The sequence below is a fragment of the Asticcacaulis sp. genome (assembly GCF_027484505.1).
In the GTDB taxonomy this organism is placed as follows: Bacteria; Pseudomonadota; Alphaproteobacteria; order Caulobacterales; family Caulobacteraceae; genus Asticcacaulis.
Genome location: NZ_JAIXSV010000119.1, coordinates 1 through 16,000, shown reverse-complemented (window position 1 = coordinate 16,000; position 16,000 = coordinate 1). Strand labels below are relative to the sequence as shown.

Genomic DNA, 16,000 nt, shown 5'->3' with positions numbered 1-16,000 from the left:
GTAGGGGCGATGATCCGCTATACGCGCGGTCAAACCACCTATCTGACACTCAGACGTCTTCCGCGTGAGGGTGCGGCAGCAGACAGGCAGACGGCTGCCCTGGTCTCAACCTGGTTGCAGGGGCTCGGGCGTGATTTGCGTGGCATGACCTCTGCTGAGCGCACGCAGGCGGTTCGACATCACCTGTCAATGATGCTCGATATACTGAGAGTATCCGCATAGGCATCGGTACGTGTCTCGGCGTCTTCGAGAAGTGGGCGCTCCGTCATCCGCCTTTTTGGCCCTGATCGTACTTTGACGCACCGAACTCAGGCGCGGGCGCTTCATCAGGCACAGCCTCGCCGTCTATTCGGGAATTGTTACCGACGGTCCGTGCCCGGTTAGTGATTTCTGCCGCAAAGACATTGAGCATGCCCCTGGACCGGCGGGCATCGCCGCGACTTCAGCAAGGGCGGCTGGTAATTCGGCCAGCGCCTATTTTGCGATACCCCCAAATGGCGCACACAGACTCCGTGATCCGTTCGGCAAGGCCCCACGATATGTGGTCAGTATGAGGGGCGAAATCTACCCGTCTAATACCCTAGCCGAAGATGCCGACCGCATCCCAGAGGCTGAAGAAAAGAGCATTCCTTACTCTATCAGTGACATGAGCCATTCTCGAATGGAGTACCCAAGAGTCTTTTTTCAATAACCCTGGATACAAACGCGCTTATCTCAAAACCCCATTAGATTTCGGGCCTTTTAGCCAAAAAGCAAGATATGGGGGGCGCCATGCCTCCAGGCGTGGGCATGCGAACGCGTATGTGGGACGATGAGAAATGATTGGGGAGTCGTGTGCTCTATTCCTCGGGAAAGGAGCCGGGAGGACAGCCATCAGCCTTGCAGGGTAGCGTGTCGTCCCACCACATCAGCCGGACCACCCAGTCGCCGGGTTCAATGCGAGGGTCGGTCGCCAGGGAAAGGACTTGTCCCGCACGGGGCGCGTTGACTGTCGCCACTGTGTCTCCGAAGGGGTTGTGGACGGTGAACAGGGCCTGTCCGGCCGTGACCCAATCGCCCAGTTTCACCTTGAGGCGGGCCCAGCCGCCTTTGGGGGATTTCACATTGCCAATTGCGTTGCCGACAAAGGGTTTGCCCGGTGCCTCGGCCTTGCCCGCCAGCATGCCGCGCGTGATCATCAGATTGCGCAGACCCGACACAGTGCGCGCGATCATCGGTTCGTCGAAGGTTTCGGGCGCGCCCAGTTCGTAGGTCACCGCAGGTACGCCAATGGCGTTAAGCATGTTTTCAATAGCCCCATCGACGCCTGGGTCCATGTTGATGACATCGGGCTTAAGGGCATCGGCGATTTTTCGTGCCTCGCCCGTCTGGGCGAAGATATAGGCCGGGTAGGTGGTCCCGCGCGACTGGGTATGGAGGTCAACGGCGAAGTCGGCATTCCCGACAAACAACTGGGTCCAGATGCGCTGATCGTAGCGCGTTGCCGGGCTGCCTGTCGCTTCGTCGGGATGGGGTACATGGGGCATAAGGCGGTTAAGATTGTCTCCGCCCGTGCCAATCACATCAGACGTAAAGCCGCGCGTCGAATGGAGGAGACCGGGCGTATTCAGCCCCGGAATGGCGACGATGGTGCCGCTGAGGCTGTCCGGGTTTAGGGTTTCGGCCAGCGTATGGATCACCGCAATGCCGTTCAGTTCGTCGCCATGGATGCCGGCCGTGATCAGTAGTTTCGGCCCCGGCTTCGCGCCCTTGATCACCACGATCGGAATGTACCAGCCCTGACCGATCGAGGTGTCCAGCACGCGAAACCACAACCGGGTTTTGCCTGTGGGCAGGTCCGCGACCTCCAGTCTGTCAACGACCTTCACGCCGTCGATGCGGTCGCCGGTATAGGTCGTGGCCGCGGAAAGCGGCGTGGCCAGTGTGAGCAGGGCAAGTGCGGCGAGGCTAAAAAGACGTGTGCGCATACGGGCAATCCAGACTGATCCGACGCCTACCTTAGCCCTGCGCCGCTGCGGTGTCCATTGGCCGCATACGGCATCAATGCGCCTTAACGCCAACGCCAAATTCGCCTAGACTGACGGGCATGGCTGGTAAGGAGATACCCTCATGAAAACGCTTTATGCTGTCGGGCTTGCGCTGGTTTTCTGTGCATCAGCGTCGTTCGCGAAGCCCAGACCGGCGGATATGGCCTTTGTGAACGGGCGCATCCATACGGTCGATGCCTCCGACACGGTTGTGCAAGCCGTCGCCTTGCGTGATGGGCGGATCGTCTATGTCGGCGATGATGTGGGGGCCAGGGCTCTGATCGGACGCAAGACGCGCACTTTTGATCTGAAAGGCCGCATGGTCCTGCCCGGCCTGATCGATGGCCACATGCACCCGCAGTCGGGAGGCTTGCGCGAACTGAGTTGCAATCTGCGTTATGAGCCGCTGACGGTTCCTCAGTTTCAGGCAAAGATTCAGGCCTGTCTCGACGCCGAGCCGGGGGCTGGTCCTGATGACTGGCTAACGGTCATCAACTGGTATGAACAGGCCATGCAACCCGAAGGCACGGTCTTGAGCCACACCGATCTCGACAGGCTTAAGACTACGCGACCGATCATGGTCCGCTCGTCGTTCGGTCACTCCAACCTGACCAACCGGCGTGGCCTTGACATCGCGGGCATCACACGCGACACGCCTGACCCCAAGGATGGCCTTATACGGCGGGATGCGAACGGCGCGCCCACCGGTCGCTTCGAAGACGCAGCGCAGGCCCTGATCAGCCAGCACGTCCCACCACCGGATGCGGCCACCCATCTCAAGGCTACCCGGATCGCTCTCAAAATGATGGGTGAGCAGGGGATTACGAGCTTCCTTGACGCTTATACTGATGTCGAGACCCTCACGGCCTATGGCGAGGTGATGCGCGCGGGTGAACTCACGGCGCGCGGGCATTTCGGGGTGCTGATAGATTCAGGCACGGATTACAACGCCGGTAAAGCCGTGGCGGAGGTCGTTCGCCAGAAGCAGGTCTATGAGCAGGTCGGCCAAGGCGCTGAGCCGGGCTTGCGCCTTCATACCGCTAAGCTGTTTCTGGATGGTGTGGTGGCCGCACCGTCACTGACGGGCGTTATGCTGGCGCCGTATTTTGAGAACGCCGGTACGGCGGCCACACCGCACTGGCGGCCCGGCAAAAGCCGGGGCCCTCAGCCCTATTTCAGCGACGCACAGTTGCGGGATACGCTGATCCTCCTCGCTGATGCCGGACTTGATGCGCATATGCACGCCGATGGTGACGGGGCGGTGCGTCAGGCACTGGATGCCGTGGCCGCCTTGCGCGCCGCCCGTCCCCAAAGTCCTGTCCGCCCGGCGATTGCTCATGCTGAACTGGTTGATCCAGCTGATTACAGCCGCTTTGGCGAACTGAATGCCCTGCCTGTGCTGTCGTTTCAGTGGGGCAAGCCGGGACCGGATACAGTGGACAGTGTGCGCGACTATCTGGGTCCTGCGCGCCATGCCCTTTTTGAGCCGTCGGGGTTGCTAGAGATTTACGGTGCGCGCCTCGTGTTCGGCAGCGATTGGCCGGTGGATACGCTCAACGAATGGCTGGCGCTGCAAATCGCGGTGACGCGGCGCGCGGTTGGGGCGGAGGTGCAGAAATATCCCGGGCGTCTGGGTGTTGACCCCGGCCTGTCACTGACGCAGGCCATTCGCGCCATGACGATCAACGCCGCCTATAGCCTTCATCAGGAACGCGAGGTGGGCTCAATCGAGGTCGGCAAGATGGCCGACCTGATCGTTATTGACCGAGATCTGTTCGCCATTTCACCCGAAGAGATCAGCGGCACAAAGGTCCTTATGACCCTTGTCGGTGGTCAGGTGGTTTATCAGGCAGACGGTCTGTAAAACAGAAAGGCCGGGATCGTTCCCGGCCTTTCGTTTTTAATCCAGCTTATAGGTCACCTGTAAGAAGCCCGACCGGCCTATGCCGTCGTACCAGCTGGTGTTGTAGTAGGGATAGCTGACCCACGTCTTGTCGGAGGGCGGCTTTTTATCAAACAGGTTGGTGATGGCCAGCGATACGCGCACCTTGTCATTGACCTTGTACTGCGCCGAGCCGTTATAGGTGGTGTATGAACCGACCCAAGCATTTTCATCGTAGTTCGGCAGACGGCTTAGATGGTTGCCGGACAGGTTGAAGCTCCACGCGCCCTTCTCCAGATTGGCGGTGATCGAGGCCTTGTCGCGCGGAATGTAGTAGCTGGAATCGTTGGCCAGCTTGTTGATCGCCGGGTCGCCCACATAGCGCGTATAGTCGTGGTCGATGGTGTGCGTGTAGTTGCCGGTGAGGCTCAGCTTGCCGATGGGGGTTTGCAGGCGGGCATGGGCCGACAGGTCCACACCGGAGGTGCTTTCCACCGACACGTTAATCGGGCTGACGAAGACCTGCGTGATATCGCCGTCGCTGTCGCGCGTGACGCGGGCAATCGCGTCCTGACAGGTCGGTGTATTTATGTTTTGCAGGCCGGCGCGGCATTCGCCTTCGGTCCGCGTCAGATTGTTGACCAGCAGATCCTCAACCTGACCCTTCATGTCGATCTTGAAGTAATCCACGCTGATGTCAAAAGCGCGGCTGGGGGCCCAGACGAAACCGGTGTTGAAAGATTCGGAGGTTTCCGGCTCAAGCTTCAGATTACCGCCGGTACGGACGCGAATACGCGGCCCGCGTCCGCAGTCCGACGGATAATCGCCATCCTGAATACACTGATAGTAGTCGGTGGCGCGCCCCTCTTCGAAGCCAGTGCCGCGATAGACGTAGTTGAGGTCAGGGGCGCGGAAGCCCGTGCCCCAGGCGGCCCGGAATAGCAGGGTGTCCATCGGGCGGTATTCCAGGCCGATATTATAGGTCGTCTCGGCGACACTATTGCCGGCATAGTCAAACGTGTCGTAACGCGCCGCAAGGCTGGATTGCAAGGTGGAGAGCAGGGGCACGGAGAATTCGACGGCCGCAGCCGCGTGCGTGCGATGCCCTTTGGAGGTAAAGTCCACCCAGCTGAAATAGTAGGGCTGCGTCGCCTTCGGGTCGGTGCCCTGATTGAAGTTCTGACGGCCCGTTTCGACAATGGCACTGAAACCGACGGGGCCCGCCGGCATCTGGAACAGTTCCTGCGTGCCCAGTTGCAGCGAGGCCTGAACAACCGATGAGCGGGGCTTATAGACGCTTTCTTCGCGGATCGACTCGAACTCAGCCGGGGTCAGGGGCGTGTAGAAGCGCGTCGGATTGGCGTTGAACACCGGCAGGCCATAGCCGTCATCTTCGCCCAGATAGGCGTCGTCTGTATCCATGCCCAGTTGTGGCCCAAGGAACAGTGCATTGGCCTTCGCCACATTGATCATGGGGAAGGTCACCTTGGCGTTATAGGCGCTGGCGCTGATGGCGGCCTCATACGTCCATTTTTCAGCAAAGGTGCCCCGGATGCCCGGCGTGAGGGTGATCGTTTTGGAATCTACCGTGCGCATGGCGCGCTCCAGCCCGCCCATCTCTTCCGGCGTGAAGATACGGTACCAGTTATCGGTGTCTTCACGAGAAGCGTGGGCATTGTAGAAGTCGCCCACATCATTGCCATCGGCGTCCTGATACCCCCACGACAGCGGACGCTTGAGCAGCTTAAGCTTGCTGAACCCCAGCTGTGCGTCGAGGAAGAGGTGCGTGTTGTCGTTCAGGTCATAGGTGAAGGACCCGACGAAGTTAGCGCTTTTGCGGTCAGAGACGACAGTGCGATAGCTCTGAGCCGTCTGCGAACCGCAATAGGTGCCGTCATAATAGGGATCGCTCTGCACCGTTGTGGTGCCACCATTGGTGGACGCCGTGCGCGCGCAGTCGGCGGCCGAGGGGTTGATGGCGTAGACATCGTAATCTACGCGCAGCCAGTTGGTCACCCCCATCTGATAGGCGGGATCAGGGGCGTCGGCGGTTGAGTCCTGACGCTTGCGCTGATAGCCATAGACCGGGTCCTGGATCATCACTTCGCCGCCGAAGACCCCGTGGAACTTGCCAAAGTCAAAGCCGGATGATGCATTGAAACGATGCGAGGCACCCCCACCCTGTTCGGTCCAGCCGTAGCGGTAGTCGAAGGTCGTGCCGTCAGCGTGCTGCTTGAGCTTGAAGTTGACGACACCGGCCAGGGCGTCCGAACCATAGATGGCCGAGGCCGATCCGCTCAGCACTTCGATAGCATCGACCATGCCCAGCGGGATGTTCGAGATGTCGGTAAAGTTCGAATCGCCGTTATAGGGCATCGGATAGTCGGCGACGCGGCGGCCATTGACCATAACCAGAGTATGGTTTGGGCCGAGGCCGCGCAGGTTCACCTGCTGGGCCCCCGGTGAATAGTCGGCCGCGTTACCCGACTGCATGCTCTGCGTTTCACCACTGTTCTGGGTGAGGGTCTTCAGCACGTCCGGCACATTCGCGAATCCGCCGGCGCGAATTTGGTCGGAGGTAATGACGGTTACGGGTGCTGGGCCTTCCTTGCGCACCCGTGGGATGCGTGAGCCCACAACCGTCACCACCTGCGGCTCTTCGGCCGAGGCCGGTTCAGTCGCGGTGGGGGTCGTTTGCGCCAGCGCTGCCGTGGCCGCAAGTCCATACAGGCTACACCCCATCATCAGGCTCAGCTTGCAATAGGTGGCGAGGCGGTTCTGCGGCATCAGGCAATCTCCAGTCCATTGGTGCGACGGTGACATCTCCAGACGTCCGGCAGTTTTTGTTTCAAACCGGATATTTCGTGGAGATTTCGTGTCTTAAGCGGGCCGTATTTTGCTTTTTTGCGCAATCATTTTGTTGTCGCGTCATAAATTCTCCGCCACAGTGACGTAAATTTGTTGCACCTGCATACCGCACAGGAGACTGAAATGCGCCGTCTGATCGTGAGCCTCGCCCTGTGTGTTCTGGCCATTGCGCTTCCCGTACAGGCAAAGCCGAAAAGCTGGACGGGCGGACCGGGCTACAAGACCTTTGTCATTGGCGATGAAAGCCGCCCGACCCCCGGTGAGGTGAAGGGCGGGCTTTTGATGTCCGGCGGCGGGGACTGGGCCTATGAGGCGTTTTGCTGGTTCGTCAATCGCGCCGGCAATGGCCACATCGTCGTGCTGCGCGCTTCAGGGACGACGGAGTCGCAGGACGAATTCTATAACGGCGTTAAGGGTGTCACGAGCGTTCGCACCTTTTTGTTCACCGATCGGAAGGCGGCCTCTGACCCGAAGCTGCTGGAAGCGGTCCGAAAGGCGGACGGTATCTTTCTGGCCGGTGGGGATCAGGCGCGCTACGTCCGCTTCTGGAAAGGGACGCCGCTGAATGAGCTGATTGATGCCCATGTCGCGGCCGGAAAGCCTTTGGGCGGCACCAGTGCGGGGCTGGCGGTGCAGGGGAGTTGGGCCTACGGGGCCATGGATGGCGGCAGCGTCACCTCGTCGGAAGCGCTGAAAGACCCGCTGGGGCCAGCGGTCACCATGGTCGGTGACTTTTTGCATTTTGAGCTTTTGACACGGATTGTCACCGACAGCCATTTTGCCGAACGCGACCGTCTGGGCCGTCTGTTTGCCTTCGTGGTCAAGGCCAATCAACTCAGGGCCTCACCCACCGCGCGCTACGCCCATCCGCTGGTGGGGCTTGGCATTGACGAAGAAGCCGCGCTGACCGTCGAAGCCGACGGCACGGCGCGCGTCCATACCAACAAGGATGGCAAGGCGTGGCTGGTCACGGGGGGGGAGGCCACAGACCTTGAACCCGGCAAGCCGCTGAACCTGCAAGGGGTTTCTGTCGTCGGGATTGGCAAATCCTCGACCTTTAACCTCAGGACCCTGGCGGTCGGCAACCCGGCCTTCACCCGCACCTATGACGTCAAAGACGGTGTGGTGACGCAGCGTCTGCGCTGGTCTCTGGCTCTCCACGGCGGGGCCGGGGTTATTGAACGCGCCAATATGCCGCCGGAGAAGGAGGCGCGCTATCGGGCCTCTTTGACGCAGGCACTTGAGGTCGGGCAAAAGGTGCTGGCCAGTGGCGGAAGCGCGCTTGAGGCCGTCGAAGCCACAGCGCGTGTGCTGGAAGACGATCCCTTGTTCAACGCGGGCCGGGGAGCGGTCATCGCGACCGATGGCAAGGCCTATCTCGATGCCGCCATTATGGACGGCGGCACGATGAAGGCCGGGGCGGTTGCAGGTGTCACGCGGACAAAGAACCCGATCCGTCTGGCGCGCAGGGTAATGGACAAGACGCGCCATGTGTTTCTGGCCGGGGAAGGCGCGGACGCCTTCTCGCTGGTACAGGGGCTTGAGCAGGTCGATCCGTCCTACTTCCTGACGCCAGAGCGTCAGAAGGCGTTTGAGGCCTGGAAGGCGAAGAATCTGGCGGGCATCGACCGGTCGCACCTTTACGGCACCATTGGCGTCGTTGCGCTGGATGCTGACGGCCATCTGGCGGCGGCGACCTCAACGGGCGGACTAATGGGAAAACAGTGGGGCCGTATCGGTGATGCCCCGGTGATCGGGGCGGGCACCTATGCCCGCGACGGAGACTGCGCCGTTTCGGCGACCGGAACCGGTGAATTTTTCATTCGCGACAGCGCCGCGCGGCAGGTCTGCGACCGTGTGCGCTGGAACAAGGAAACGATTGATCAGGCGGCCTATAATACAATTATGTCGGTGGGGGCTCTGGGCGGCGATGGCGGCCTGATTGCTATGGATAAGGACGGCAAGGCGGTCTTTGCTATCAATGATCTGGGCATGTATCGTGGGGCTGTGTCTTCGGATGCACCAACCCCACAGACCGGCATCTTTGCGGGTGAAGCGTTGAGGTAGGCCATTTGCGCTTAACCTCCCAGAGCATTCGTCGGCTAACTTGAGCCGCCGAATGCTCTAAGTTTTTGTTTGGTCGCGCAATTTTTCCGAAAAGTGCCAAGACACTTTTACGGCACTTTATCGGATTGCGCTCTAAGATCTCGCGAGTGCGTCGTACTTTTCGAAAACGACGCTAAGGGCAATTTTGTGGCCAGCGATACGCAGTACAGTCCAATGCCTCCTCCGCACGGCTAAGCGACAGTCGTGCCCTAAGGCAGGTTTATCAGGTGTCTCACTTTGGGAGCGTCTGTGCCCTGATGAAAGCGATGGACTTCGGTCTGAAGGTCGGCATCGGCCCTGGATACCCGTTGATGCTGTCTCAGATGCTCGGCCCACGACTCCACCAAAAACCATTCTATCATAGCCTGTGGGTCGTGGCTGTCTTCGGTAATGCCCCAGGCCACAGCCCCGTCGCGGCGGCGTTCATCGCTAAGACGATGGATGGCGGCCAGAAACGATGACCGGTCGGCTTCGCGTATCTGATACTCGATCAGGATCATTACGGGACCCCGGTGAGTGTCGGCATGACCCGGACCAGCCGGTTCGGGCCAATGAACCGACGGGGTGAGATCGGCCTCAGCCGATGGCAGCTTGAAGCGATGAAAGACAAGCGTAGTCAGGATCAGCCCCGTGGCGGCCACCAGTAGCGCAGAACCGATGCCGACATGCGCCGCCAGTACGCCCCAACCGAGGCTCCCTAGGGTCATGGCGCCATTGAAAACCGTCAGATAAACTGCGAGGGCGCGTCCGCGAACCCAGTTGGGAAGCACGCCCTGTGCCACGCTGTTGAGAGTGGTCAGGGCGGTGATCCATGCCCCACCCGTCAACAGCCCAAGCCCAAGCGCCAGCGCCTTGAGCGAGGTTACGCTGAGGACGGCCATGGCGGCGGCTGAGATCAGGGCGGCGGCTAGCACCAGACCGTCGGTGCTCAGAAAGAGCCGCAGGCGCGGCAGGACAATAGCACCGCCGATGGCACCCGCCCCGACCGCGCCCAGCAGAAGGCCATAGAAACCAGCGTCACCCGAAAGCTGCGTCCGGGCCACCAAAGGCAGGAGCGCCCATAGCGCACTGGCGAACAGGTAAAAGACGAAGGCCCGGATGAGAACCCGGTGCAGGGGGCGGCTCGATTTCACGTATCGCAGGCCGGCGCGGAACGCCCCGCCAAACGACTCAGACAGATGGGTGCGGGGCACCGCCGGGCGCTTCCACCACCACAAGGCCGCGATCACAAAAACATAGGTCGCTACGTCCACACCATAGGTGAGGCCCGCACCGAAGGCCGCCAGAAGAATGCCACCCAGTGCCGGCCCAATCGCGCGGGAAATATTGATGCCAAGTGAGTTGAGCGCAATGGCACTTTTTACATCTGCTTTGCCCACCAGTTCCGGCACAATGGCCTGCCAGGTTGGTCCCATCAGGGCCGCACCAATCCCGCCGACAAAGGTGGCGGCAATCAGCGTGGCGACGGACATCTGCCCGGTCGAGGTCAGGATCATCAGGGTCAGGCTGACGCTGGCCAGGAGGAGCTGAATAAAAATCAGCAGCTTGCGGCGATCCACTGTATCGGTCAGCACCCCCGCCGGGATGGCCAGCAGAAATATGGGCAGGGTGGCGGCGGCCTGGACCATGGCAACGGCGGCGGGCGATCCCGAAAGATCGGTCATCAGCCATGCCGAAGCGACATCGCGCATAAAGGAGCCGGTATTGCCAAGCACCGTTGCGACCCAGAGCACGGCAAAAACGGGCTGCACCAAAGGCGCAAAGGCCCCGGACGGGCGGACGGTGGCTGGTGACAGGTTCATGCCTTTGCCTCCCCGATGCGCGTGCGAAGCGTCAGGGTCCACCAGCCCAGCAAGCCTCCGGCGACAGCGATGTTTTTCAGAAATTCTTTGCGCGCCATCAGTGAGGCGGGTTCCACCATGGCCCAGAAGTCGAAATAGAAAAAGTTGACGATAAGCGTATAAACGGCAAGGGCGAGCAGGGCCGGGGTCAGGCACACACCGGCGAGTAGTGCCGCGCTGCCCAGAATTTCCACACTGACTGCCAGCGCAAGCGACAAGGGCGCCAACGGAATGCCGTGGGCAGCCGCGTCCTGTACATAGGCCGGCCAGTGCCAAAGTTTATCGACGCCGCTTTCGACGAATATTGCGGCCAGCATCAGGCGGGGCAGCCACAGTAGGGCCGGTTTTTGCGCCAGCCAGACGGCCGCCTTGGTATCAAGCGTCATGGGATCAGGTTCCTTATGTTCGGAGATGGCGGCTCCAGAGCATTCGTCGGCTCAGTTGAGCCACCGAATGGCTCTAAGTTTCTGTTTGGTCGCGCAATTTTTCCGAAAAGTGCCAAGACACTTTTATGGCACTTTATCGGATTGCGCTCTAAGGGGCCCAGCCCAGCCAGACACCGATGTAACGGCTGTCGGCAATACCGATGCCGTTCAGGCGCGAGCTGATATTGAGGTGCGAAACATGGGTGGTCAGGCTGAGTTCCGGCGTGACTTGCCAGGTGCCCGCGATGAAGGCCTGTGCACCGGTATACCGTCCGCTCTTTCCCGCCGTTGCGGGCACAGGCAGGTTGGGCTGGCGGTAAAGGGCGTCCGAGACCCGGTCCCGCCAGAGACGGTCTGCACCTATCGTGAGAGTCACGGTTCGATGTGGCTTCAGGGTCAGGGTACTGCCCAGCCGCACCAGATTGGCCGGACCGACCCGGCCCGCCTCATCGAAATAGGACCCGCGCGGGAAAAGCGGATTGAAGGTCTTTAAGCGCCCTTTCCCGTCATCTCCACTGGCCTGATCGAATTTCAGCGCAATCCGCGCGGCCCTGTCACCCGTCAGGGTGTAACCGAGATTTGCCGAGACATAATGGGCCTGGATGGTTTGGGAGCCGAAGGTGCCGCTCTGAATAACCGCTTCGATGTCATAATCGAAAGCCTCTCGTCCCCCCGACAGGCGCACACCGAGGCTGGTCCGGTTTTCGTCGGCCGTCACCGCGCCAAAGCGGACCGCCTTGCGCTCCAGCTGTAGCGCGTAGAGATCCGCCTGCATCCCTGTGAGGGGGGGCACCTTGAAGGCTCCGTACAGACCGTAAAAGGTTTGATCCCGGTTTGCCGCATCATCGAAAGATTTATGGCCAATCCGCACCGGATGACCGACAAAGCCGCTCAGCCCCCCGATATTGACACGCAGCGCATCAAAGCTTTGACGGATATTGGGACCATCACGACGGGAGATCAGGCGTTGCGCACCGAGCGGCATTTCCTGTCGCCCGGCACGCAGGCTCAGAGTCTTATGGCGATATTCCACAAAGGCTTGCTGGATATCCGTGCCGCTTTCTTCTGTGGCGGTCAGGGGGCCTTTCTGGCCCACAACGTCGTGGAATCCAAGCTGGCCCAAAACGCGAAGGTTTCCGTCGATAGCCCAGTCGAGGCCCACCAGAGCGCGCCGCAGGACATAGTCGTCCTGAGCCGGTTGAGACATCCCCACAGTCGCCTCCTCAGACAGGTTTTCATATCTCAACCTCGTTTCGAGCGTAAGCTTCAGGGGCGGCGGGGGGCTGGCCGTCTCACCGACCAGCGACACGGCAGCGAGAAGGGTGGCGAACATCAGAACGATCCGCCGGCGATAAAACCGAGCGTCATGGCGACGACGAGCAGGGCCCCGACTAGTCGAGGCGGCGCGGGCAGGGGCAGATCGAAATAGCGGCAGATAAAACCGATGCCGAGCCCCAGAGCTATGCCGAGTATGAGCGGTGTCATCACATCTGATCCTTATTGGGCTCACCGGTGGGACCGGCGCAGTTGGCTTCATTGACCTTGGGGCGTTGCGCGAACCAGCGATCAGTTAGTATCCAGCCGATGGTCATGGACAGGACCAGAAGCGCACCGGTGAGCACCGGCGGGGCGGGGCTGGGGATGCCCGCCAGATTGCAGCCGAGACCAATGGCGAAGCCAAGCAGTAGACCGACGGCGATTTTGAGCGTTTGGGTTTTCATCTTCTTATCCCTCAGGCAAAGCAGGCGCAGCCGAGCACGCCCCAGAAGTCGCGGAGATTGTGGGCCGGGACGTTTGACGCATAGGCCTGACCGTGGGCATGGCCATGCACGGTGCAGTCGCTGCCGCAAGCGCAGGCGACGCGTGAAATGCGATCCAGCGAGGTCACATCGGTCTTTTTGTGCTGATAACCCCCGAAGGTGCGTACCGGCGACCAGTCTGGACTGATCGGCAAGGGTGGCGGGGCCAGCGGTTTGAACTCATCCTGAGCATGGACGACCTTGCCGCCCACGACGGTCAGGCTGGAATAGAGGTCTTTGATATCGCTTTCCGGCATGGACATCAGATCCTGCGGCAGGACGATGAGGTCGGCATATTGCCCGACCCTGAGTGCGCCTTTGCGACCGTTTTCCGTCGAAAACCACGCCGAGCCTTCGGTGTAAAGGCGCACCGCCTCCTCCCGGTCCAGACGGTTCTGCGCAGTGTGAAGGGAAAGGCCGCCCAGGGTCTTTCCCGAAATCAGCCAGTAAAGACCGACCCACGGATTATAGCTGGCCACGCGTGTGGCGTCCGTGCCCATGCCGACGGGCAGGCCAGCGTCGATCATACGCTTGACCGGCGGCGTCTGTTCGGCGGCTTTTGCGCCATAGCGGGCGACAAAGGCTTCGCCCTGATAGGCCATGCGATGCTGCACGGCTATGCCGCCGCCAAGGGCCTTAATGCGATCGATGTTGCGCGGCGAAATCGTTTCGGCGTGGTCGATGATCCAGTGCAGGTCCCCGAAAGGTATCTCGGCGTTGACGCGCTCAAACACATCGAGGAAGCGGGAGATCGACTCATCGTAAGTGCCGTGGATGCGGAACGGCCAGCGGTTTTCGACCAGATGCTTCGTTACGGCATAAAGCTCGTCTTCCAGCGTCGCCGACAGGTCCGGCCGCGGCTCCTTGAAATCTTCAAGATCGGCGGCGGAAAAGACCAGCAGCTCGCCCGCGCCATTGTGGCGATACATGGCGTCGCCCTGACCGGGCTTCACCAGTTTCGTCCAGGTCTGGAAGTCCTCAAGCTCCTTGCCCTTGTTCTGGGTGAACAGGTTATAGGCGATACGCACCGTCAACTGATCATTGGCGGCCAGGGTGCCGATGGTGTCGTAATCTTCGGGATAGTTCTGAAAGCCGCCGCCCGCGTCGATTACCGAAGTGATACCCAACCGGTTAAGTTCTTTCATGTAATGGCGCGTGGATATGACCTGATCGGCGGGGGACAGCTTCGGCCCCTTGGCCAGCGTTGCATAGAGGATCAGGGCATTGGGCCGCGCGATCAGAAGGCCTGTCGGGTTGCCGGCGCTGTCGCGCTGGATCTCGCCGCCCGGCGGATTGGGGGTGTTTTTGTCGTAGCCCACGGCACGCAGGGCCGCCTGATTGAGGAGCGCCCGGTCATAGAGGTGCAGGATGAAGACGGGGGTATTGGGCGCAATGGCGTTGATCTCTTCCAGCGTCGGCAAACGCTTTTCCGCGAACTGATACTCGCTGAAGCCGCCGACCACGCGCACCCATTGCGGTGCCGGGGTCACGGCGACTTGAGCCTTCAGCATATCGAGCGCATCGGCCACCGACTTTACGCCGTCCCAGCGCAATTCCATCAGATAGTTGAGGCCGCCGCGGATCAGGTGGGTATGGCTGTCGTTCAGGCCGGGCAGGACGCGCTTGCCTTTGAGGTCGATCAACTGCGTTCTGGCCCCTTTCAGCTTCATGATCTCGCTGTCAGAAGACACCGCACTGAAGACGCCGTTGGTGATGGCCACAGCGGTTGCGGTAGGGTTGACGCGATCCAGTGTCATCAGTTTGCCGTTGTAGAGGATCAGATCGGGTGTCATGGCATCGTCCTTAGCGAAGGCGGAGGTAGCGAGTAGGGCAGCCGAAGCCGTCAGAGCGCGTCGGCGGTTGATCAGGGAAAGCGTCATCGGCGGACCTCGACGGGGAAGGAGGGCCGCCTGTCGGGGCGGGGAGGGGACAGGCGGCCAGAGCACACGCGACAGGAGCGGCGGGGTGGGACCACTCCGTCGGACGTCGGGGCAGACGTCAGGCGTGCTCAAGGGCTTCGGTCTTAACGACCCTATGCGGGAAGGTACCGCGCTGCGGAGCCTTGTGGACGTGGGTATAGGCGTAATCGACGCCCATGCCGTAAGCGCCGAAATGCTCACGCACGATCTCCATGACGCCGTTATAGGTGCCACGATTGGCCCAGTCGCGTTGCAGTTCCAGAAGCACCGTCACGGCGGTCATGGAATGGGCGCCGGCCTGTTCCATACGGCGCACGGCCGCATCGTGCGATTCCTGAGACGTGCCGCCGGACGCGTCGGTGACGATGAAAACCTCGTAACCTTCTTCGAGCGCCGACAGGACCGGAAAGAGCAGGCAGGCTTCGGTCCATAGGGCGGCGATGACCAGCTTCTTTTTGCCGGTCGCCTTGACGGCGGTTACCAAGGCTTCGGAATCCCACGAATTCATCGACGAGCGTTCAATGGGGTCCTGCTGAATGACATCCAGAAGTTCCGGCCAGATATAGCCGGAGAAGCTTTCGGTTTCGACCGATGTCAGGATGATAGGAGCCCCGAACAGCTTGGCTGTCTTAGCGAGCGCGATGGTGTTGTTCTTCAGGAGCTGGCGGTCGATATTGGTGACGCCGAACGACATTTGCGGCTGGTGATCAATGAAGATGAAAGCGGTATCGTCAGCATTGATCAGGGATTTGGCACGGAAGGTCATGATGTATCCTCTTGGGTGGGGGCGTCTGTTGAAGGCAAGGCTTCGCCGTTCAGAGGATTACGCACCTCTGGGGTACACCTTGCCGGTGCAGAACGTGACTGTGAGAGAGTGAGAGAACGCTGCGAAGCGAACGCAAGCGTGGTACGCGGTACGGATGAACCCGATGTACCTCTTACGCGGCGTTGCGAGTAGAGGTCGAGCAGGTCATTTAGGGTTGCGAAATTTGCAACTCTAAAACAGAAGGAATGTTCAGCGCCGCCCGGACACCCTCGGCGTAGTCCGGGTGGATGCGTTCGAAGTGGCTCAACGCCCGTTCGATGATGACGTCGGGCACCCCGGCCATGGAGGCGGCGATGTTGGCAAACAG

General features: G+C 60.7%; 13 protein-coding genes. 3 read left to right on the top strand and 10 right to left on the bottom strand.

Annotation, left to right across the window (positions count from 1 at the left end; all coding sequences use genetic code 11):
- On the top strand, window positions 1–222 hold a 222-nt coding region (locus Q0072_RS07565), incomplete at its 5' end, for a hypothetical protein (protein ID WP_298327957.1).
- Between the two features lie 617 nt (window positions 223–839).
- Here Q0072_RS07565 and Q0072_RS07560 read toward each other — a convergent pair.
- A complete protein-coding gene (locus tag Q0072_RS07560) occupies window positions 840–1,967 on the bottom strand; it encodes a succinylglutamate desuccinylase/aspartoacylase family protein (protein ID WP_298327954.1) in 1,128 nt (375 codons plus the stop codon).
- A gap of 142 nt (window positions 1,968–2,109) precedes the next feature.
- Here Q0072_RS07560 and Q0072_RS07555 point away from each other — a divergent pair, with 142 nt between their 5' ends.
- Window positions 2,110–3,891: an amidohydrolase gene (locus Q0072_RS07555; RefSeq protein WP_298327951.1), complete on the top strand. Its 1,782-nt coding sequence runs from the start codon at window positions 2,110–2,112 to the stop codon at window positions 3,889–3,891.
- Window positions 3,892–3,927: 36 nt separating this feature from the next.
- Here the strand turns inward: Q0072_RS07555 and Q0072_RS07550 are convergent, their stop codons facing one another.
- Window positions 3,928–6,696 carry a TonB-dependent receptor gene (locus Q0072_RS07550; RefSeq protein WP_298327947.1) on the bottom strand — a complete coding sequence of 923 codons (2,769 nt, stop codon included), beginning with the start codon at window positions 6,694–6,696 and terminating at the stop codon, window positions 3,928–3,930.
- Window positions 6,697–6,900: 204 nt separating this feature from the next.
- On the opposite strand from Q0072_RS07550, the gene Q0072_RS07545 reads away from it, so the two are divergent.
- On the top strand, window positions 6,901–8,844 hold the full coding sequence (locus Q0072_RS07545) for an isoaspartyl peptidase/L-asparaginase (RefSeq protein ID WP_298327944.1): 1,944 nt from the start codon (window positions 6,901–6,903) through the stop codon (window positions 8,842–8,844).
- Between the two features lie 248 nt (window positions 8,845–9,092).
- Here the strand turns inward: Q0072_RS07545 and Q0072_RS07540 are convergent, their stop codons facing one another.
- The 8 genes from Q0072_RS07540 to Q0072_RS07505 all read right to left on the bottom strand — a co-directional run bounded on the left by Q0072_RS07540 (window position 9,093) and on the right by Q0072_RS07505 (window position 15,988).
- Window positions 9,093–10,685: an MFS transporter gene (locus Q0072_RS07540; RefSeq protein WP_298327941.1), complete on the bottom strand. Its 1,593-nt coding sequence runs from the start codon at window positions 10,683–10,685 to the stop codon at window positions 9,093–9,095.
- The gene (locus Q0072_RS07535; protein ID WP_298327938.1) at window positions 10,682–11,110 is read right to left on the bottom strand and encodes a DoxX family protein; all 429 of its coding nucleotides are present in this window, start codon (window positions 11,108–11,110) and stop codon (window positions 10,682–10,684) included. The genes Q0072_RS07540 and Q0072_RS07535 overlap by 4 nt, the downstream gene beginning before the upstream one ends.
- Before the next feature lie 148 nt (window positions 11,111–11,258).
- Entirely contained in the window at window positions 11,259–12,482 is a 1,224-nt protein-coding gene (locus Q0072_RS07530) for an alginate export family protein (RefSeq protein WP_298327933.1), read from the bottom strand.
- Window positions 12,482–12,634: a DUF1427 family protein gene (locus tag Q0072_RS07525; RefSeq protein WP_298327930.1), complete on the bottom strand. Its 153-nt coding sequence runs from the start codon at window positions 12,632–12,634 to the stop codon at window positions 12,482–12,484. Before Q0072_RS07525 ends, Q0072_RS07530 begins: the two co-directional genes overlap by 1 nt.
- Window positions 12,634–12,870, bottom strand: coding sequence for a DUF1427 family protein (locus Q0072_RS07520; protein ID WP_298327927.1), 237 nt, complete (start codon window positions 12,868–12,870; stop codon window positions 12,634–12,636). Before Q0072_RS07520 ends, Q0072_RS07525 begins: the two co-directional genes overlap by 1 nt.
- An 11-nt stretch (window positions 12,871–12,881) precedes the next feature.
- Window positions 12,882–14,828, bottom strand: a complete 1,947-nt coding sequence (locus Q0072_RS07515) for an amidohydrolase (protein WP_298327924.1) — start codon at window positions 14,826–14,828, stop codon at window positions 12,882–12,884.
- Between the two features lie 118 nt (window positions 14,829–14,946).
- On the bottom strand, window positions 14,947–15,633 hold the full coding sequence (locus tag Q0072_RS07510) for a hydrolase (RefSeq protein WP_298327922.1): 687 nt from the start codon (window positions 15,631–15,633) through the stop codon (window positions 14,947–14,949).
- Window positions 15,634–15,841: 208 nt separating this feature from the next.
- Window positions 15,842–15,988, bottom strand: coding sequence for a catalase-related domain-containing protein (locus Q0072_RS07505; RefSeq protein WP_298327960.1), 147 nt, complete (start codon window positions 15,986–15,988; stop codon window positions 15,842–15,844).
- Between the last annotated feature and the right edge of the window lie 12 nt (window positions 15,989–16,000).